This window comes from Pantoea sp. S62, assembly GCF_016658625.1.
Lineage (GTDB): Bacteria > Pseudomonadota > Gammaproteobacteria > Enterobacterales > Enterobacteriaceae > Pantoea > Pantoea vagans.
In genome coordinates this window covers 38588-56338 of sequence record NZ_JACVVI010000001.1, presented here as the reverse complement: position 1 = coordinate 56338, position 17751 = coordinate 38588, and the positions used below count along the sequence as shown (strand labels likewise).

At 56.2% G+C, this 17751-nt stretch carries 19 protein-coding genes; 8 read left to right on the top strand and 11 right to left on the bottom strand.

Annotated elements, in window-relative coordinates:
* Positions 1-11: 11 nt before the first annotated feature.
* A complete protein-coding gene (locus IBT54_RS00275) occupies positions 12-239 on the bottom strand; it encodes a hypothetical protein (protein ID WP_033735577.1) in 228 nt (75 codons plus the stop codon).
* A 171-nt stretch (positions 240-410) separates the two neighbouring features.
* Between IBT54_RS00275 and IBT54_RS00270 the strand changes: the two genes are divergently transcribed.
* From IBT54_RS00270 to crtB, 6 genes are all read left to right on the top strand, one after another.
* Complete coding sequence (locus IBT54_RS00270) at positions 411-941, top strand: YtfJ family protein (RefSeq protein WP_041456481.1); 531 nt, start codon at positions 411-413, stop codon at positions 939-941.
* 219 nt (positions 942-1160) lie between these two features.
* Entirely contained in the window at positions 1161-2069 is a 909-nt protein-coding gene (locus IBT54_RS00265) for a polyprenyl synthetase family protein (RefSeq protein WP_041456480.1), read from the top strand.
* A 9-nt stretch (positions 2070-2078) separates the two neighbouring features.
* Positions 2079-3374 carry a glycosyltransferase gene (locus tag IBT54_RS00260; protein WP_095708069.1) on the top strand — a complete coding sequence of 432 codons (1296 nt, stop codon included), beginning with the start codon at positions 2079-2081 and terminating at the stop codon, positions 3372-3374.
* Positions 3361-4521: a lycopene beta-cyclase CrtY gene (gene crtY / locus IBT54_RS00255; RefSeq protein WP_201251264.1), complete on the top strand. Its 1161-nt coding sequence runs from the start codon at positions 3361-3363 to the stop codon at positions 4519-4521. The genes IBT54_RS00260 and crtY overlap by 14 nt, the downstream gene beginning before the upstream one ends.
* Entirely contained in the window at positions 4518-5996 is a 1479-nt protein-coding gene (locus tag IBT54_RS00250) for a phytoene desaturase (RefSeq protein ID WP_201251263.1), read from the top strand. Before crtY ends, IBT54_RS00250 begins: the two co-directional genes overlap by 4 nt.
* Positions 5993-6922 (top strand): 15-cis-phytoene synthase CrtB, encoded by a 930-nt coding sequence (crtB, locus tag IBT54_RS00245; RefSeq protein WP_201251262.1) that lies wholly within the window; start codon positions 5993-5995, stop codon positions 6920-6922. Before IBT54_RS00250 ends, crtB begins: the two co-directional genes overlap by 4 nt.
* On the opposite strand, the gene IBT54_RS00240 is transcribed toward crtB, so the two are convergent.
* From IBT54_RS00240 to IBT54_RS00215, 6 genes are all read right to left on the bottom strand, one after another.
* The gene (locus IBT54_RS00240) at positions 6861-7388 is read right to left on the bottom strand and encodes a sterol desaturase family protein (RefSeq protein ID WP_201251261.1); all 528 of its coding nucleotides are present in this window, start codon (positions 7386-7388) and stop codon (positions 6861-6863) included. The two genes, crtB and IBT54_RS00240, sit on opposite strands and share 62 nt — an antisense overlap.
* A gap of 209 nt (positions 7389-7597) precedes the next feature.
* The gene (locus tag IBT54_RS00235; protein WP_201251260.1) at positions 7598-8707 is read right to left on the bottom strand and encodes a fimbrial protein; all 1110 of its coding nucleotides are present in this window, start codon (positions 8705-8707) and stop codon (positions 7598-7600) included.
* A 16-nt stretch (positions 8708-8723) separates the two neighbouring features.
* On the bottom strand, positions 8724-11264 hold the full coding sequence (locus IBT54_RS00230; RefSeq protein WP_370585051.1) for a fimbria/pilus outer membrane usher protein: 2541 nt from the start codon (positions 11262-11264) through the stop codon (positions 8724-8726).
* A 33-nt stretch (positions 11265-11297) separates the two neighbouring features.
* Complete coding sequence (locus IBT54_RS00225) at positions 11298-11966, bottom strand: molecular chaperone (RefSeq protein ID WP_041456560.1); 669 nt, start codon at positions 11964-11966, stop codon at positions 11298-11300.
* 55 nt (positions 11967-12021) lie between these two features.
* Positions 12022-12615 (bottom strand): fimbrial protein, encoded by a 594-nt coding sequence (locus IBT54_RS00220; protein WP_013196138.1) that lies wholly within the window; start codon positions 12613-12615, stop codon positions 12022-12024.
* A 463-nt stretch (positions 12616-13078) separates the two neighbouring features.
* On the bottom strand, positions 13079-13348 hold the full coding sequence (locus IBT54_RS00215) for a hypothetical protein (protein WP_013196137.1): 270 nt from the start codon (positions 13346-13348) through the stop codon (positions 13079-13081).
* Between the two features lie 317 nt (positions 13349-13665).
* Here IBT54_RS00215 and IBT54_RS00210 point away from each other — a divergent pair, with 317 nt between their 5' ends.
* Complete coding sequence (locus tag IBT54_RS00210; RefSeq protein ID WP_013196136.1) at positions 13666-14208, top strand: thioredoxin domain-containing protein; 543 nt, start codon at positions 13666-13668, stop codon at positions 14206-14208.
* Positions 14209-14431: 223 nt separating this feature from the next.
* Complete coding sequence (locus IBT54_RS00205; protein WP_201251259.1) at positions 14432-14845, top strand: ASCH domain-containing protein; 414 nt, start codon at positions 14432-14434, stop codon at positions 14843-14845.
* Between the two features lie 9 nt (positions 14846-14854).
* Here the strand turns inward: IBT54_RS00205 and IBT54_RS00200 are convergent, their stop codons facing one another.
* From IBT54_RS00200 to IBT54_RS00185, 4 genes are read right to left on the bottom strand one after another with little or no spacing between them, the layout of a single operon-like run.
* On the bottom strand, positions 14855-15823 hold the full coding sequence (locus IBT54_RS00200; RefSeq protein WP_201251258.1) for a HesA/MoeB/ThiF family protein: 969 nt from the start codon (positions 15821-15823) through the stop codon (positions 14855-14857).
* 9 nt (positions 15824-15832) lie between these two features.
* Positions 15833-16588 (bottom strand): thiazole synthase, encoded by a 756-nt coding sequence (locus IBT54_RS00195; RefSeq protein WP_061060876.1) that lies wholly within the window; start codon positions 16586-16588, stop codon positions 15833-15835.
* Positions 16589-16590: 2 nt separating this feature from the next.
* Positions 16591-16788 (bottom strand): sulfur carrier protein ThiS, encoded by a 198-nt coding sequence (thiS, locus tag IBT54_RS00190; RefSeq protein WP_061060877.1) that lies wholly within the window; start codon positions 16786-16788, stop codon positions 16591-16593.
* Positions 16772-17716: an FAD-dependent oxidoreductase gene (locus IBT54_RS00185; protein WP_201251257.1), complete on the bottom strand. Its 945-nt coding sequence runs from the start codon at positions 17714-17716 to the stop codon at positions 16772-16774. Before IBT54_RS00185 ends, thiS begins: the two co-directional genes overlap by 17 nt.
* Positions 17717-17751 lie beyond the last annotated feature (35 nt).

Genomic DNA, 17751 nt, shown 5'->3' with positions numbered 1-17751 from the left:
TTCCACACAGATTAAAGCGTATGGCGTTGCTGCATCGCCTGTACCCGCTTATAGGCATGATCAAACTGACGTACATCGTCGCGCAGCCAGTGGCGCTGTGTCAGCGGTGCATCATCCAGCGCCTGCGGCAGCGGTACACCCGCCAGCGATCCACGGCAGCAAAAGGCACGCGCCAGCGTCGGTGTAGCGATGCCAATGTAGCGGGCAAACTCTGGCAAGGTCATCAGTGCTGTACTCATTTTCCACCTCCTGTTAACAAAATATTCCCTGCATTTTCAGCCCAAATCTTTAATGCTTTTATTGATCTGAAACATAGATGTGGTACTAATCTTCTGCCTGCTGATGAGATAGCTCGCCTCGCCTGCCGTAAAACGAAAAGAAGTGAGGAACCCGTGCGCCATTATGGATTGATGATTGCTCTGCTGTTTTCCGGTTTTGCCACGGCTCACACGCTGACCACAGGCCAGCCAGTCCCGCCCGTCTATGTTGCCGATAAAGGGGAAATGCTCCTCAATGAGGGCGATATAAATTATCAGCGCTGGAACAGTCAGACACTGACCGGAAAAGTGCGTCTGGTGATTCATGTAGCGGGCCGGCTTTCTGCAAAAGACCAGAGCGCACCCTTAATCAAGGCCATTCAGCAGGCAAGTCTGCCGCGTGACCGCTTCCAGACCACCACCATCGTAAATACCGACGATGCCCTGCCCGGCAGTGCCATTTTTGTGGTGCGCAGCATCGCCTCCAGCAAAAAAGCGGCACCCTGGCAGCAATTTATCATCGACAGCAGTGGCGTCACTGCCCATAGCTGGCATCTTCAGCCGGAAAGCGCGTCCGTCGTAGTGATTGATCCGGAAGGGATTGTGCGCTTCGCTAAAGATGGCGCATTATCAGATGAGGATGTCGCCAGCGTGATGAAACAGCTGCGCGCATTGCTGGGCTGATTCAGGCAATATAGTGGTCAGGATGGCGCATCTAAACGCGGAATGCTGCTGAATTCGCCGACATTTTTATCGCTGTAAGCTACGCTTAGTTGTAATGGATTTACCCGCCGTTCTTTGAAAACCTGCCAACTATGCTGTGGCAGTCGGGGACGATTATTGAAGATGGCATCGAATCATTTCGACCTGCTGTGACTTCCTCTGTAGATAAGGACAGCCATGATGACGGTCTGTGCAGAACAACACGTCAATTTCAGCCACAGTGATGCAGCCAGCCTGTTGAACGACATTGAGCATCGGCTTGATCAGCTTTTACCGGTTGAGAGTGAACGTGATTTAGTCGGCGCGGCAATGCGCGAGGGTGCGCTGGCACCGGGAAAGCGTATTCGCCCGCTGCTGCTGCTGCTGGCCGCGCGCGATCTAGGCTGTAGCGCCACCCCTGCCGGGCTGCTGGATCTCGCCTGCGCGGTTGAGATGGTGCATGCCGCCTCCCTGATTCTGGATGACATGCCCTGCATGGATGATGCACAGCTGCGTCGCGGACGACCAACCATTCACTGCCAGTATGGTGAACATGTCGCGATTCTGGCCGCAGTGGCGCTGCTGAGTAAGGCGTTTGGCGTGGTGGCAATGGCTGAAGGCTTAACGGCGGCCGCCAGAGCCGATGCGGTCGCGGAGCTATCCCACGCGGTCGGCATGCAGGGTCTGGTTCAGGGTCAGTTTAAGGATCTTTCAGAAGGCGACAAGCCACGCAGTGCCGACGCGATTCTGATGACCAATCATTACAAAACCAGCACCCTGTTCTGCGCCTCGATGCAGATGGCCTCTATTGTGGCAGAAACCCCAAAAGAGGCGCGCGAGCAGTTACACCGCTTCTCGTTGAATCTCGGTCAGGCCTTTCAGCTGCTGGACGATCTCACCGACGGCATGGCGGATACCGGCAAAGATGCCCATCAGGATGACGGGAAATCGACGCTGGTCAATCTGCTGGGGCCTCAGGCGGTAGAAACGCGACTGCGCGATCACCTGCGCTGTGCCAGCGAGCATCTGCTTTCGGCCTGCCAGGACGGTTATGCCACTCATCATTTTGTTCAGGCCTGGTTTGAGAAAAAACTCGCTGCCGTCAGTTAAGGATGCTGCATGAGCCACTTTGCGGTCATTGCACCGCCCTTCTATAGCCATGTGCAGGCGCTCACGCATCTGAGCCAGGCCTTAATCGCACGCGGACACCAGATTACCTTTCTCCAGCAGACGGATGTCAGCGCACTACTGACTGACAGCAGGATCGGCTTTTTCCCGCTGGGTCTCGCTTCGCATCCGGCAGGCAGTCTGGCGCATACCCTGCAGCTGGCGGCGCATCCTCTTGGCCCGTCGATGCTTAAGTTAATCAATGAGATGGCCCGCAGCACAGAGATGCTCTGCCGTGAACTACCGGTGGCGATGAAGACGCTGGCGATTGATGGCGTGATCGTCGATCAGATGGAGCCAGCCGGTGCATTGGCAGCAGAGTCTCTGAACCTGCCCTACGTCTCTGTGGCCTGTGCGCTGCCACTTAACCGCGAACCCGATTTTCCGCTGGCCGTGATGCCGTTTGACTATGCAAACACCGATCAGGCACGCGAACGCTATCGCGCCAGTGAAAAGATCTATGACTGGCTGATGCGCCGTCACGATCGCGTTATCGCCCGCAATGCCCATGCGATGGGATTAACACCACGGGAAAAGCTGCATCACTGCTTTTCACCCCTGGCGCAGATCAGCCAGCTGATGCCGGAACTCGATTTCCCCCGCCAGGCGTTGCCCGACCATTTTCATTCGGTCGGCCCGCTGCGTGCAGCGGTAACAGCGCCTGCCGCGTCGCAGCCACGCTACTTCCCGCACGGCGACAGACCGCGCATTTTCGCATCACTCGGTACGCTGCAGGGACATCGCTACGGCCTGTTTAAAACCATCGTTCGCGCCTGCCAGGAGATCGACGCGCAGTTGCTGCTGGCGCACTGCGGTCGCCTGTCACCGTTTCAGGCGGAAAAACTGGCGCAGTCCAGCCATGTACAGGTGGTCGATTTTGCCGATCAGGCTGCCGCACTGGCGCAGGCCGATCTGGCGATTACCCACGGTGGCATGAATACCGTGCTGGATGCCGTTAACCATCTGACGCCACTGCTGGCGATTCCGCTGGCCTTTGATCAGCCAGGCGTCGCGGCCAGAGTGGTCTGGCACGGTATCGGACGTCGCGCTTCACGCTTCACCACCAGCCACGCGATGGCCCGTCAGCTTCAGACCCTGCTGGCTGATGAAAGCTACGGCCAGCAGATGAAAACACTGCGCACTGCGCTCTGTCAGGCGGGCGGCACAACGTTGGCGGCGGATATCGTCGAGCAGGCGATGCAGACCCGCAAACCGGTCATCACCAGGAGAGATTATGCCGCGGTATGATCTGATTCTGGTGGGCGCAGGGCTGGCTAATGGCTTAATCGCCCTGCGTTTACGCCAGCAGCGCCCTTCACTGCGCATTTTGCTGATTGATGCAGAAAGTGAGCCTGGCGCGCATCATACCTGGTCGTTTCATGCGGACGATCTCACCGACACGCAGCATCACTGGATTGCTCCGCTGGTGGTTCATCACTGGCCCGGTTATGAGGTGCGCTTTCCGCAACGAAACCGTACCCTTAACAGCGGCTATTTTTGCGTCACCGCAGAGCGCTTCGCGCAGGTTATCCGCGACCGGTTTGCGCCGGATCTGCTGCTGAACACCCGCGTGGCGAGCATTGCTTCACGCTCGGTCACGCTGGCGGATGACCGGGTGCTGGAAACTGACGCAGTGATCGATGGACGCGGCTATCAGCCCGATGGTGCGCTGCGCATGGGCTTCCAGGCGTTTGTGGGTCAGGAGTGGCAGCTCAGTTCACCTCATGGCCTGACCGCACCGATCATCATGGACGCGACCGTGGATCAGCAGTCAGGCTATCGCTTTGTCTACAGCCTGCCCTTTTCGGCGGATACGCTGCTGATTGAAGATACCCACTATATTGATAACGCCACGCTGGAAGGCGATCGTGCCCGTCAGAATATCCGTGACTATGCCGCTCAGCAGGGCTGGCAGTTAAAACAGCTATTGCGTGAAGAACAGGGTGCGTTGCCGATTACGCTGACCGGCGACGTGGACGCTTTCTGGCAGACACGCGATCAGCCCTGCAGCGGTCTGCGTGCCGGGTTATTCCATCCCACCACCGGCTACTCGCTGCCGCTGGCGGTCGCTCTGGCTGACCGGCTTGCGCAGATGCAGTCGTTCACCTCAGAGACCCTGCACGCCACCATTGCGCAATTTGCCGGTCACACCTGGCAGCAGCAGCGCTTCTTCCGGATGCTGAACCGGATGTTGTTTCTGGCGGGTCCGGCTGACCAGCGCTGGCAGGTTATGCAACGTTTTTACGGCCTTCCCGAAGGTCTGATTGCCCGTTTTTATGCGGGAAAACTCACTGTGTCTGATCGGCTGCGCATCTTAAGCGGCAAGCCGCCGGTTCCCGTACTGGCTGCGCTACAGGCTATTATGACTCCTCACCGTCAACAGGCGATGCAATGAACAGAACGACAGTAATTGGTGCAGGCTTTGGTGGTCTGGCGCTGGCCATTCGCCTTCAGGCGTCAGGGATCCCTACGCGACTGCTGGAGCAGCGTGACAAGCCTGGCGGCCGCGCTTATGTCTACGAGGATCAGGGCTTTACCTTTGATGCTGGCCCCACGGTGATTACCGATCCCAGCGCTATTGAAGAGCTGTTCAACCTCGCAGGTAAGAAGCTTTATGACTATGTCGAACTCCTGCCGGTGAAGCCGTTTTATCGCCTCTGCTGGGAGTCCGGCAAGGTATTCAGTTATGACAACGATCAGCCCGCGCTGGAGGCGCAGATCAGCGCATTTAATTCGCGCGACGTTGAAGGCTATCGTCGCTTTCTGGCCTATTCCCGAGCGGTGTTTGCGGAAGGTTATCTGAAGCTTGGGACCGTGCCGTTTCTGTCGTTCCGCGACATGCTACGTGCCGCGCCTCAGCTGGCTAAACTGCAGGCGTGGCGCAGCGTCTACAGCAAAGTGGCGAGCTATATTGAAGATGAGCATCTGCGTCAGGCGTTCTCTTTCCATTCGCTGCTGGTAGGCGGAAACCCGTTTGCCACCTCGTCAATCTATACCCTGATTCATGCGCTGGAACGTGAATGGGGCGTCTGGTTCCCGCGTGGCGGCACGGGTGCCCTGGTGCAGGGCATGGTGAAGCTGTTTGAAGATCTGGGCGGCGAAGTGGAGCTGAATGCCAGCGTTGCCCGGCTGGAGACGCAGGAAAATAAAATTACCGCTGTGCACCTGAAAGATGGCCGCGTATTCCCGACCCGCGCGGTGGCCTCTAATGCGGACGTGGTTCATACCTACCGTGAACTGCTGAGTCAGCATCCCGCCGCGGTGGCCAGGGGAAAATCCCTGCAGAACAAGCGCATGAGCAACTCGCTGTTTGTGCTCTATTTTGGTCTGAATCATCATCACGATCAGCTCGCGCATCATACGGTCTGCTTTGGCCCGCGCTACCGTGAATTGATTGATGAGATCTTTAACAAAGATGCCCTGGCAGAGGACTTCTCGCTTTACCTACACGCGCCCTGCGTGACCGATCCGTCACTGGCACCCGCTGGCTGCGGCAGTTATTACGTGCTGGCACCGGTGCCGCACCTCGGCACCGCCGATATCGACTGGGCCGTGGAAGGACCGCGCCTGCGCGATCGCATCTTCGACTATCTGGAACAGCACTACATGCCGGGCCTGCGCAGTCAGCTGGTGACGCACCGCATGTTCACGCCGTTTGATTTCCGCGATGAACTGAATGCGTATCAGGGCTCGGCGTTTTCGGTCGAGCCGATTCTGACGCAAAGCGCCTGGTTCCGGCCCCACAACCGCGATAAAAATATTAACAATCTCTATCTGGTCGGCGCGGGCACCCATCCTGGCGCGGGCATTCCAGGGGTGATTGGTTCGGCCAAGGCCACCGCAGGATTGATGCTGGAGGATCTGGCTTGAATAGTCCGTCACTGCTCGATCATGCCGTAGAAACCATGGAAGTGGGCTCGAAAAGCTTTGCCACGGCATCAAAACTGTTTGATGCCAAAACCCGACGCAGTGTGCTGATGCTCTACTCGTGGTGTCGTCACTGTGATGATGTGATTGACGATCAGGTGCTGGGATTCAGCAACGATACGCCGTCACTGCAATCCGCCGAACAGCGCCTGGCGCAGCTGGAGATGAAAACCCGCCAGGCCTACGCCGGTTCGCAGATGCATGAGCCTGCCTTTGCCGCCTTTCAGGAGGTCGCGATGGCGCACGATATTCTGCCAGCTTACGCTTTTGATCATCTGGCAGGCTTTGCGATGGATGTCCATGAGACCCGCTATCAGACGCTGGATGATACGCTGCGCTACTGCTATCACGTGGCGGGCGTGGTGGGCCTGATGATGGCGCAGATTATGGGCGTGCGCGACAACGCGACGCTGGATCGCGCCTGCGATCTCGGTCTGGCGTTTCAGCTGACCAATATTGCCCGCGATATCGTTGAAGATGCCGAAACGGGACGCTGCTATCTGCCCGCAGAGTGGCTGGCTGAAGAGGGGCTGACACGGGAGACGCTGGCGGACCCGCGCAATCGCAAGGCACTCAGCCGCGTTGCCCGCCGGCTGGTGGAGACGGCAGAGCCCTATTATCGATCGGCATCGGCTGGGTTACCCGGTTTACCGCTGCGTTCAGCGTGGGCCATTGCGACAGCAAAACAGGTCTATCGTAAGATTGGGATGAAAGTGGTTGAGGCGGGTGCACAGGCGTGGGATCAACGTCAGTCCACCAGCACGCCAGAGAAATTGGTCATGCTGGTGGCGGCATCCGGTCAGGCGGTTACTTCCCGGATGGCGAGTCCTGCTCCGCGCCCGGCTTATCTCTGGCAGCGCCCCGTTTAACGCCGTGACGTTCCCTGAGCGTCGCCTGCAGTTTTGACAGCGGCGGCGCGTAGAGAAAACCAAACGAAACACAGTCCTCTTTGCCGCGTACGGCATGATGCAGGCGGTGTGCCATATAAAGCCGGCGCAGATAACCCCGGCGTGGCACATAGCGGAAAGGCCAGCGCTGATGGACCAGACCGTCATGGACGATAAAATAGAGCAGGCCATAGAGCGTCATCCCTGCGCCGATCCACTGCAACGGCCAGATGCCCGTGCTGCCCAGATAAATAAGTAAAATCGACAGGCCTGCAAACACCACCGCATAGAGGTCGTTAACCTCGAACCAGCCCTTATGTGGTTCATGATGTGACAGATGCCAGCCCCACCCCCAGCCATGCATAATATATTTGTGCGCCAGCGCCGCCGTTATCTCCATGCCGATAACGGTGACCAGAACAATCAGGGCATTCCAAATCCACAACATAGCTTCTCCCGAACATGCATCCTGCAAAGTGGCGCAGAGGAATTATCTTAACAGAGATTAGGGAAAACCGCGGGTCGGGGTTAGCGGGTTTTAACGATTGCTGCAGGAGACGCACCATACAGCGATGCTGAGCGGACGCAATGTTCCAGGCAGAAACACCTACAGCCAGCATCACGCGACATTCGCCAGTGATGCACAGCCTGTGCCTGTTAATTATAAACGAGATTGAACGTCACTGTGCCGTCCGCTTTTCCCGCCATCACCTGCCCGTCAGTCTGAATATATTGTGCGTTAAACGCCATCGACGCCGCCTGGTAGGGAGAAGAGACCGTCGTCAGCACCGGCAGTTGGTCGGTTGAAACATTCAGCGGCACGCGCTGACCTTCCGGGACCTGCAGACCGGGTCCATAGGTCAGCGCAATGCCCACGCCGGACGCTGAGTTGCTCTGCGGCGTCAGGCTGATGGCATCTTTATCGCCTGATGTAGCCATCCCAAAGAAGCCGACTTTGACGGCTGCGCTGTGCTCACACATCACCTGAATCTGAAAGCCTTTTTCGCTTCCTGCCCGGCTGCCAATACCGCTGAATTCCGCCTTACTCACTTTTCCCATGTCCACATTAATGGCGGACTGGGAGGTGACCACAGAACAGCTGCCATACTGCACGGTAAAGCTGGAGAGGAAAATTTGCGGCTTGTCATTGATTGGCTGGCTGCTTGCTGCGCTGTCCCCGACCTTTAAGCTGGCATTGCCAACGTTCACCTCACCGACAGAGGCGGGTTGCTCGCCAGGATTAAGCGGCGAACTCTGTCCGGGAATTTTATAGAACACCACATAGGACTGAAGGGTTATGTCGTGGGCAGAATTGAACTGTGGGCTGGTCTGAGAGTTACAGATCGAGCTGGTTTTGCCCTTACCGGTGGTATCAGCGAAACTGCCACCGCAATAAGACGGCTCCTTGAAACCAATCGCGAACCCGATGCTCTCGACCCCCGGAACACGGTATATCGGCGTATTGTGCCCGCCCGCAATATTGGTCTGCAAGCCGGACTCTTCAGCATTAATTTCAAACCCCATATCTTTGTAGTTATAGCCCTGCTCGCCACTGTTTTTGTTACAGGTAAAGGCATTGGCACTCTGCAGCGGCATCTGCGCAGAAATGGGTGTGCCATCAGCTGCGCCTGGCACATAGTTGACGTTATGCACCTGAACGACCACCTGGCTGACGCCCTGACAGGACTCCTGCCCCAGTGCAGGTAAAGCACACAATGTCGGGATGATTAGCATTAGCCCTTTCACTAAACGCAGAACTGATTTCATCTTAAACTCCTGTGAATTACTGGCAAACGGCCGAGACCAGTCTGACCGGGTTCGTGCCGCTGGCGGCAGGCAGGCGGAACGGCGCGCGGCAGCTTTTCTCCACCCCCTCTTCCTGCCATTTCACTTCGATAACACCCTGAGCGGGTACCCCACTCAGATAAAGTTCGCCTTTTTCAGCGACGATGCCGCTCGTACTGCCCTCTTTACCCTCTGCGGCGCGGGCAATCTGACCTGCCGCACCAAATGGCGGGAAGGCATCCTGCCAGGTCAGCGTGAACAGCACCCGGTTACCCACATGGGTGGCGTAGTCGGCCATCACAATCGCTCCGCGGGTCGGGATGGCCGTTTGTCCATCCAGTTCCACATCAACGTTGTCAGGCAGCGTGTCAGTTGCCAGTTCGATAGCATTTTCATGGTAGGGCGAGAGAGATGGCACAATCGCATAGCCGCGACCATCGGTGACCACATTGCTGCTGCTCTCAATACCCACATCGGCCGTATCGGGCACACGAACGATCGCGAAGGTATCGCCCAGCGGCTGGCTCAGCGTAATGCCGTGTGCATGCGCGACGATGCCGCCTGAAAGACCATAGCTAAACTGAGAGCTGTGGCGATCATGACTGACCCCGGCACTGACGCTGCCGCGACTGCCGCGATAGTCCAGCGAGCCGTTGCTGTTCAGATTTTGTCCCTGGCTGTCATAGCCCTGTTGCAGGTTGTAGTGCAGGTTGTTGTCCTGCAACGCACTGCCCGACAGGCTGACCTGCTGCGAGACATCCCCATCGTTGCTGGAGTTCATGCTGTAGCTGACAGAGCTGTCTGGCAGCAGGGCGCTGAAGGGAACAGAGACATTAAACGAGACCGCGCGGTCAGCCTTACGGGCGCTGGTCGAGTCGGTGTAAAACCAGGCAACGCCCCAGGAAATGGCTTTGTAGTTGCTGAAAAAACCCAGATGCAGGGTGCGATCTTCACTATTTGATCGCCAGTAGCGTTGCACATAGGCAGAAGCGCTAAGGCTGCCATAGTCGCCGATACCCTGCGAGATCGAAATCTCCGAGCGACTGCGCTTGTTAGCCACGTAGCTTGCCGGGCTGGTCATCGCGTTGGCTTCGCTGAAGGCATAGAAGCCGCTGGAGGAGTAGCGATAGCTTGCCATGCTGAAGGTGGTATTCGTCGAGACGAAATTTTTCTGATACTGTGCGCGGACTGACTGACCACTGCTGCTCTGGCCCTCCGGTAAACGGGTTTTGGCTACGGTCACATCGGTTCCCAGCGAGCCAAAATCGCCCAGACTTTTACCCAGACCGATCGCTACAGCGTGATAATTCTGCGCCATCTGAACGCCGCCAAAGGCGGTAAAGTCATGCGGCAGTCCGTAAAACAGCGTGGACTGCACAAACTCAGGTGAACGCAGATTGTTACTGCCTGAATAATGGTAACGACCACCACTGACACTGTATTTCAGATGACCCTGACGCAGCATGTAAGGCACTGCAGAGTAAGGTTGAGTGAAGGTGCGTACCGAGCCATCGCTTTCATGGATAGTGATGTCGAGGTCACCGCTCTGTGCGGTGGGATAGAGATCTTTGATTTCGAATGCGCCCGGTGCAACCACGGTTTCATAAATCACATAGCCATGCTGACTCACCGTGACCCGCGCATTGCTGTGGGCGATGCCGTGTATCACCGGTGCAAAGCCGCGCTGACTTTCCGGGAGCATGGTGTCATCAGACATGATCTGCACACCGCGAAACTGCACGCTGTCAAAAACGTCGCCAGAGGTATAAGTATCCCCGACCCGAAACTGGCTTTTCAGTGTCTTAAGATCCCGCTCCAGATAAGTGGTCTGGGATTGCCAGTGGCTGACCAGATCGTAGCGCCAGGTGGCGGTGTTACGCAGTCGCCATGCGCCAAAATTGGCTCCACTGCGCAGGCTGAGCAGCGTTGAATTCCACCGGTCGCTCTCATTACGACTGCTGCTTCCGGTGAGGTTATAGTTTACAAAAGCAGCCGATACGCCCTCATCCCAGCGCGAAGGATCGACATAATCGCGATCTTTTATTTTCAGGGCGATCTGAGGAATGGAAAGATTTAACTGCTGATGCGCGAAATCAAAGTCGGCCGCAGCATCGGGTATGAATTCACTCAGCTCGTCAATGGTCTCACCGTTCTTTAAGCGACTGAAGGCGGAAAAGCCATCAACGTTGACGCCCATTGCGGAAAGCTCTGCAACCGTCAGTTGCGGAACCAGCCCGTTTCTGCCCTGCACAAAAGTGACATCGCTGCTATCAATCACCCGGTTGTTGAGTAACAGCGTGACATGATAGGTACCGGGTTGCTGACCGCCTTCACGGGCGAAATAGTGGAGATCGGTGGCATTATGTTGATCGGATGAAAATTCCAGCGCCGCAGGATTAAAGTAGTCATCCGCACGAGCACCACGCAACGGGCAGAACATGAGCAGCATCAGACCCGGAACGCCTGCAAGCCAGGGAGAGGCGTGAAACGTTTTCGCGTGCCTTTTCTTGCCTGTCTCAGCCTGTGGAGTGACTTTCACTGTTAGTGCCCCGGATTCAAATCAAAAAAACAGTTAGCGCGTACGTTGTTCGGTGATGCCGCCGTAGTCGTTAATCGCAGACCAGGTCACTGCGCCGGAATCGGCGACGGTCCACTGACGATCCTCACCCGGGCCAATCATGCCTGGGTCCTGAATGGTGTGATGATTAACGCTGAGTGAATAAAAAGAGACAAAGTAAGGGGTTGGGTTATGCGCAATAAGCTGCCTGCCTTCATGGCGAAAAGAGAGTTGTTGCCAGGCGTCAGCCGGATTTCCCTCCAGTCCTTTTGGTCGATAAAAGAGCTTGAATTTCGATTTAATATTGACCTGCAGCTGATTACTTTTATCGCGTGGTGTGGGTGAAATAGATTTCACATTGAGCCAGAACACCGATTCACGATCTTTCGGCAGCGGCATTCCCAGATAATTAATCCTTAACAGATTCTCTTTTCCCGCATCGAGACGAAAAAGCGGTGGCGTGACAATAAACGGCACCCGGGAATGATTATCTGGATTGAAATTCTCTATCCACGACTCCACCAGATAGGGCATATTTTTATCCTGATTCGTGACCGAAAGCGTTGCCTCCTTTTTTCCTTCCACAAAGATAATACGCGTCCCTCCCATCACAACACCTGCATGAGCAGCCATGCTCAGCATACACGCAGAGAAAAGCGAAATAAGTCTTATTACCTTAAACATAGCCATTTACGCCATTAATCTTCAGAAGGAAAAGCAGGGTTGCCCCTGCTATTTATCAGTTATAAACCATCACGAAGTTTGAAACTGCGTTGGCCGGACCGACTGCGATTTCAGCACCATCACTTTTATAATCGGCATAGAAAATCAGGTCAGCAGAACCGCCCTCTTCGGTCTCCACCATTTTATCGACCCCTTTAGAGATGGAGCCAATTGCGATCGGCGTGCTGCGGTCCCCTTCGTAAAGTTTAATGCCCACGCCGGTAGCGCCTCCATCGGCCACTTTCAGCAGGGTATTATCCCCAGCGTCTTTATCGCCATCGAACAATACAGCCACTTTAGTAACCGATGCCGGGCAGTCCTTGACTGAAATAGTGAAGGGGGTTTGGGTGGTTTCGGTGCGGCTCTCGAAATAGGATTTTGCCCATTTACCTAAATCAACGCTCTGTTTTTTACTGGCAGTTGAAACGTCACATGAAACATCGGTAATTTCACCGGTAAATTTCACTTCGCCACCTGCACCCTGAGTGCCGGCTGATGCTCCCGGATTAGTATTCATCGGTGATGGGCCGTCAGTTGCTGCTGCTAATGCCGATCCGGAAATCATAAGTCCAGCCAGTGCCACTGGCAGAATACGTTTTCTGATATTCATCAAACCTGTCTCTTTTCAATACATACAAAGTGGCTGGGGTCACCACCTGATGGATAGATATGCATTTATTAAATGCGCCAACATAACAACCCGGAGTTTATTATGTTGCCAGCATATTAATGGCGCATAACTATATAAAAGATAAACAGACGTTTCCCTTTTCCCTTCAGGAAATATAACAACCTCTTTTATTGTTCTGGATCAACCTGTGACAATTTAAGAAAAGTATTAACTGACCTTTTCACTGCACTCATCAGCTATTATATTCACTTCTGTAGCGCATTCTATTTACATTGAAAAAATAAAGACTCCAGAATGAGAATATACTTAGAAATTAATCACAATAAAGCCATGGATGGACGTCCTGAATAGTTGCCCGCCACGATCATTACGAGGCTCAGATCCCTGCTCCGAAAATAATCTGAGATGAATGTCTGGCTCGCCCGTCGCCGGGCAGGAGAACTTAAAGCCGATCATGATCCATCGGCGTGCGAAAAGCGTGACGTGCGGCAACCATCAACTGACTGGCTGTCACGGTGGTGGGGAGTCGAAGCAGAATTTTACTCGCCTGCCAGTAACAGAGCACCATGACCTCATCCTCCTCTTTTTCAGCCAGCTCATGCAGCCGTGCGCGCAGTGATAACACGTCAATACTCTGCTGCTCATCCAGCATGTCAGAGATCGTCTTGTTGATGACGCGATGGAGAATTTTCCAGGTAAGATCGGTATACAAAATCAACCTCTTCTAACGCTTATCGGTCCCAGGCAGACGATCAGCAGGCAAAAAGCAGAAATGGCTTCATCATTCGGTCGAGCAAATTCTGCAGATAACTATAGCTGCTCGCAAGTGACGATGCAGGGCCAGCTGTTGAGAATGCCAAAGCCGATAATTCTAACGATTAATGGCCCTGGCTGTCGCCTGTTACGCGCAGGTCAGCCGCTGATTGCTGTTTTTTGTAACAATTGCAGCTGATTCTTAACTGGCTGATGTGATGCGAATTTGCCAGGGTAAGGACACTTCCCGTTCCGTTTATCTTTAAGGAGTTTACGATGAGTCAGCATGCTGATGTCTTGGTCTGGGGCCACGGTCCCGCAATCTTTGAAGTCTTTCTGGAACCCACCTGCCCTTTTTCGGTACGCGCGTTCAATAAATTTGACGCGTTACTGGCGCACGTGGGTGAAGAGAAGATGACCCTGAAGATTCGCCTGCAATCACAGCCGTGGCACCTCTATTCCGGCGTGATTGTGCGTTATATCCTTGCCGCCGCCAGCGACAGTAAAGAGGCGGCGAAGACGGTGATGCAGGCCGTCGCCGATCATCGCGAAGAGTTTGAGTTTACCGATCACTGTACCGGCCCGAATCGGGATGCAACGCCGAACCAGATTCTGGCGCGCCTGAAAGAGTACAGCGGCGTGGATGCCAGCGCCGCATTTGATCAGCCCGATCTGCAGAATGCAATTAAATGGCACTGCAAATATGCCCGTCAGAATGGTATTCACGTTTCACCCACCTTTATGGTGAACGGTCTGGTGCAACCCGACATCAGCAGCGGTGACGACATTGAACACTGGGCGAGCTTCCTGATGCGTTAGTTATTGTGCGCGGCTGTAGCTGGCCGCGTCAGACTGTATCTCTCCTCTGCAATCCCGCACGCACGCAAACCCAATCTCCTGAAAATTAAGCCTGTTTTCCCATGAGCAGGCCGGGTAAGCTGTAGCGCTATCAGCAGCATCTACACTGCTGCACCATCATCTTAACAGCGACGCTGACCTGTATTTATGCCGGTCAGGCGCTTATTTTATTGAGGATTTTCGGATGTCGATGACGCTGGAACAACTGCAGGACAAATATCCGGGTGCCTTCACAGATGCATTCGGTGATTCCCCGGAATTAGCCAGCGCGCTGGCAACGCTGATTATTGCCGGAAAGAAGGTAGCAAGCTGCGGTTCGTTGCAGAGCTGGCAGGAGCAGGAAGCACTGCCGCAGCCAGGTGGTTACAGCATTGTGCTGAACGGCGAAAAGCAGCCCGTCTGCGTGATCCGTACCACCGGACTGTTCCTGACGCGTTTTGACCGCGTCACGCCAGAGATGGCGATGCTGGAAGGTGAAGGCGATCTCAGCCTCGACCACTGGCGCCAGGAGCATCAGCGTTACTTTGAGTGTGAAGGCTATTTCCATAAGGAAATGGAGCTGATTTTCGAGACGTTCCAGTTGGTCGAGGTTGTGTAGACCGGCAGGCTACAGCGTGTTTGCCGCCATCAGCGCCAGCCGCGTGATCCCCCGTGCGGCAAGGTTCTCTGCTGCCTGAGCTGCACGCATGCCACTGGCACACACCAGCACCACGCGCCGATCGGACGGCGGCTGCCAGGCCGCTATCTGCTGCGGCAGAATGCGTAGCACCCGTTCGGCCACACTGACCGGCGCTTCTTCGGGACTGCGCAGTTCCACAATGCAATCGTCCTCACTGAGCATCGGCTTATCGATAAACGGGATATCCGGCGCGTCGGATTCAGGCGCGTCATCAAAGCGGAATTGCCTGACGTGCCAGTCCACAAAGTCGCAGTGGATCATGCAGCCGAGCGGCGACGGCGTCAGTTTCAGCAATACGCTCAGCACCATCTGCGCCTGCATCGCGCCCAGTGTTGCTACCGCAGGCCCCATTACGCCAGCCGTGTTGCAATTACCCGAAGCCATCGGCAACTGAGGAAACAGCGCACGATAACCGGGCGCACCGCCGCAGAATCCACCGACGTAACCTTTACGACCCAGTACCGAGGCGCAGATCAGCGGCAGACCACGCGGAGAGCAGGCGTCAGAGAGTTGATAGGTAATGGCGAAGTTATCCGCCGCATCCACCACCAGAACGATCCCCTCCAGCGCCTGCGGCAGTTGACTGGCGCTCAACATCCGGGGATGCGCCTCAACGTGGCAGTCAGGATTTCGCTGCGCCAGCGCGCGCTGCGCGCAGATTGCTTTGGGCTGGCCCACATCCCCAATGCCAAACAATGTCTGCCGGTGAAGGTTGTGCAGCTCAACCCGATCGCCATCGTAAAGCCGAATAAACCCCACGCCCGCGCCGGCCAGCAATGGCAGCAGTGTGGCGCTGAGTCCGCCCGCGCCCACCACCAGCACGCTTGCCCCGCTCAGGCGCTGTTGCCCCGCTTCACCAATCTCCGGCAATATGGTCTGTCGCTGATAACGATCCATTGCTGCTCCTCAGAACTGTGCCAGACCAAAAATGGGTGTTGAAGCTGACGCCATGTCGCGCTGCTCCATCAATCCCGCCTGAAACGCCTCATGCCCGCCGTGGATCGCGGCGGCAAAGGCACCCGCCATCCGCACCGGATCGCGCGCTTTTGCCACCGCCGTGTTAAGCAGCACGCCATCAAAACCCATCTCCATCGCCTGCGCCGCCTGGCCTGGCGCACCGATGCCCGCATCAATTATCAGCGGCACATCTTTAAACCACGCACGCATGGCGCGGAGTCCCTCGATGTTGCGCAGCCCCTGGCCGGAACCAATTGGCGCGCCCCAGGGCATCAGCACTTCACAACCCGCTTCCAGCAGCTTCTCGCCGACAATCAGATCTTCGGTGGTGTAGGGAAATACCTGGAAGCCATCAGCGCAGAGGATCCGGGCCGCTTCAACCAGCGCAAAGGGATCGGGCTGCAGCGTGTCGGCATGACCAATCACTTCCAGCTTGATCCACGGCGTGTCGAACAGTTCACGCGCCATCTGTGCCGTCGTCACCGCCTCTTTTACCGTATGGCAGCCCGCGGTATTCGGCAGAATCCGTTTGTTGAGCTGCTGCAACAGCGTGCGAAAGGCACCGCCTTCGCTGCCTTCACGACGCAGGCTGACGGTAATGATCTCCGCACCTGATGCATCGATAGCCTGATGCAGAATGTCGGGTGACGGATATCCGGCGGTGCCAAGCAGAAAACGGGATTGCGGAGTGAATTGATAGAACATGGTTAACCTCCCTGCATCGGTGACAGGATTTCCAGCTGGCTGCCCGCTTCAAGCTGCTGGCTGACATAACGGCTGCGCGGCACAAACTCACCGTTCAGTGCGGTGGCGACGGTGCGCGGGTCGATCTGCTGCTCCGCCATAAGTTCCGCCAGCGTTGTTGCGCTGGTTTCAATCGTGCGTCCATTAAGTTGAACTCGCATGAGTCATCTCCTGAGTGAGTTGCAGCATGAGTTTTTCAGCCATAATCGGGGCCAGTAAAAAGCCGTGGCGGTACAGCCCGTTTAACGAGAAGCGCCCATTTTCATAGCGGACTTCCGGCAGGTTCTGGCGGTAGGCGGGACGCAGACCGGTGCCGCTCTCTACGATCCGTGCTTCAGCCAGCGCCGGATGCAGACTGTAAGCCGCGCTCATCAGCTCCATCATCGCCCTGGCGCTGATCGGGCTGCTGTCGTGACTTTCAACCATGGTGGCGCCGAGCATGAAGTGGCCTCCGGCACGCGGCACCAGATAGCAGGGAAAGCGCGGATGCAGCAAACGGACCGGACGGGAGAGCTGAACGTCATGCGTATGCAGGATCAACATTTCGCCCCGCACGGCGCGCAGAGCGGGCTGCTGATCAAGAGCGTGGATGCCGCGGCAGTCGATGATTTTGCCGCCGGGTTTGCCGCTGTGAAAGGGTATGCCCGCCTCCTGCAGTGTGACGCGCAGTTGCTGCAGTGCGCTGCGCGGATCAAGATGCGCCTCTGCGGCAAAGAACAGGCCACGCGCAAAGCGATTTTCCAGCGCCGGTTCGATGTCACCGGGGACGACCCACTGATGCTGCTCCGTTATGCTGGCGAAGCGCGTCAGTTCGCGGCTGTCACGCGGTGGCGCAACCACCAGCGTGCCCTGCTGCTCCACGCCGTCGACGCGTTTCGCCCACCATCCGGCAGCGTGCTGGCCCCATTCGATGACCTGGTGTGGCGCGCTTTCTGCTTCGCACCAGGGCGCAAGCATGCCCCCCGCCCAGTGCGAGGCGGCACGACAGTCAGGCTGCGTAATGACTTCAACGGCTTCTCCCCGTTCCAGCAGTAGCGTGGCGACACACAGCCCGGCAACGCCGCTGCCCAGCACCGACCAGCGGCTCATGGTGCCCACCGGAGAGGAAGAGAGTGATTAAGAAT

What these genes read in the sequence shown, in the direction of transcription:
- IBT54_RS00275 (WP_033735577.1), bottom strand. Translation starts at nt 239, where the DNA reads ATGAGTACAGCACTGATGACCTTGCCAGAGTTTGCCCGCTACATTGGC.
- IBT54_RS00270 (WP_041456481.1), top strand. Translation starts at nt 411, where the DNA reads ATGATTGCTCTGCTGTTTTCCGGTTTTGCCACGGCTCACACGCTGACC.
- IBT54_RS00265 (WP_041456480.1), top strand. Translation starts at nt 1,161, where the DNA reads ATGACGGTCTGTGCAGAACAACACGTCAATTTCAGCCACAGTGATGCA.
- IBT54_RS00260 (WP_095708069.1), top strand. Translation starts at nt 2,079, where the DNA reads ATGAGCCACTTTGCGGTCATTGCACCGCCCTTCTATAGCCATGTGCAG.
- crtY (WP_201251264.1), top strand. Translation starts at nt 3,361, where the DNA reads ATGCCGCGGTATGATCTGATTCTGGTGGGCGCAGGGCTGGCTAATGGC.
- IBT54_RS00250 (WP_201251263.1), top strand. Translation starts at nt 4,518, where the DNA reads ATGAACAGAACGACAGTAATTGGTGCAGGCTTTGGTGGTCTGGCGCTG.
- IBT54_RS00240 (WP_201251261.1), bottom strand. Translation starts at nt 7,388, where the DNA reads ATGTTGTGGATTTGGAATGCCCTGATTGTTCTGGTCACCGTTATCGGC.
- IBT54_RS00235 (WP_201251260.1), bottom strand. Translation starts at nt 8,707, where the DNA reads ATGAAATCAGTTCTGCGTTTAGTGAAAGGGCTAATGCTAATCATCCCG.
- IBT54_RS00225 (WP_041456560.1), bottom strand. Translation starts at nt 11,966, where the DNA reads ATGTTTAAGGTAATAAGACTTATTTCGCTTTTCTCTGCGTGTATGCTG.
- IBT54_RS00220 (WP_013196138.1), bottom strand. Translation starts at nt 12,615, where the DNA reads ATGAATATCAGAAAACGTATTCTGCCAGTGGCACTGGCTGGACTTATG.
- IBT54_RS00210 (WP_013196136.1), top strand. Translation starts at nt 13,666, where the DNA reads ATGAGTCAGCATGCTGATGTCTTGGTCTGGGGCCACGGTCCCGCAATC.
- IBT54_RS00205 (WP_201251259.1), top strand. Translation starts at nt 14,432, where the DNA reads ATGTCGATGACGCTGGAACAACTGCAGGACAAATATCCGGGTGCCTTC.
- IBT54_RS00200 (WP_201251258.1), bottom strand. Translation starts at nt 15,823, where the DNA reads ATGGATCGTTATCAGCGACAGACCATATTGCCGGAGATTGGTGAAGCG.
- IBT54_RS00195 (WP_061060876.1), bottom strand. Translation starts at nt 16,588, where the DNA reads ATGTTCTATCAATTCACTCCGCAATCCCGTTTTCTGCTTGGCACCGCC.
- thiS (WP_061060877.1), bottom strand. Translation starts at nt 16,788, where the DNA reads ATGCGAGTTCAACTTAATGGACGCACGATTGAAACCAGCGCAACAACG.
- IBT54_RS00185 (WP_201251257.1), bottom strand. Translation starts at nt 17,716, where the DNA reads ATGAGCCGCTGGTCGGTGCTGGGCAGCGGCGTTGCCGGGCTGTGTGTC.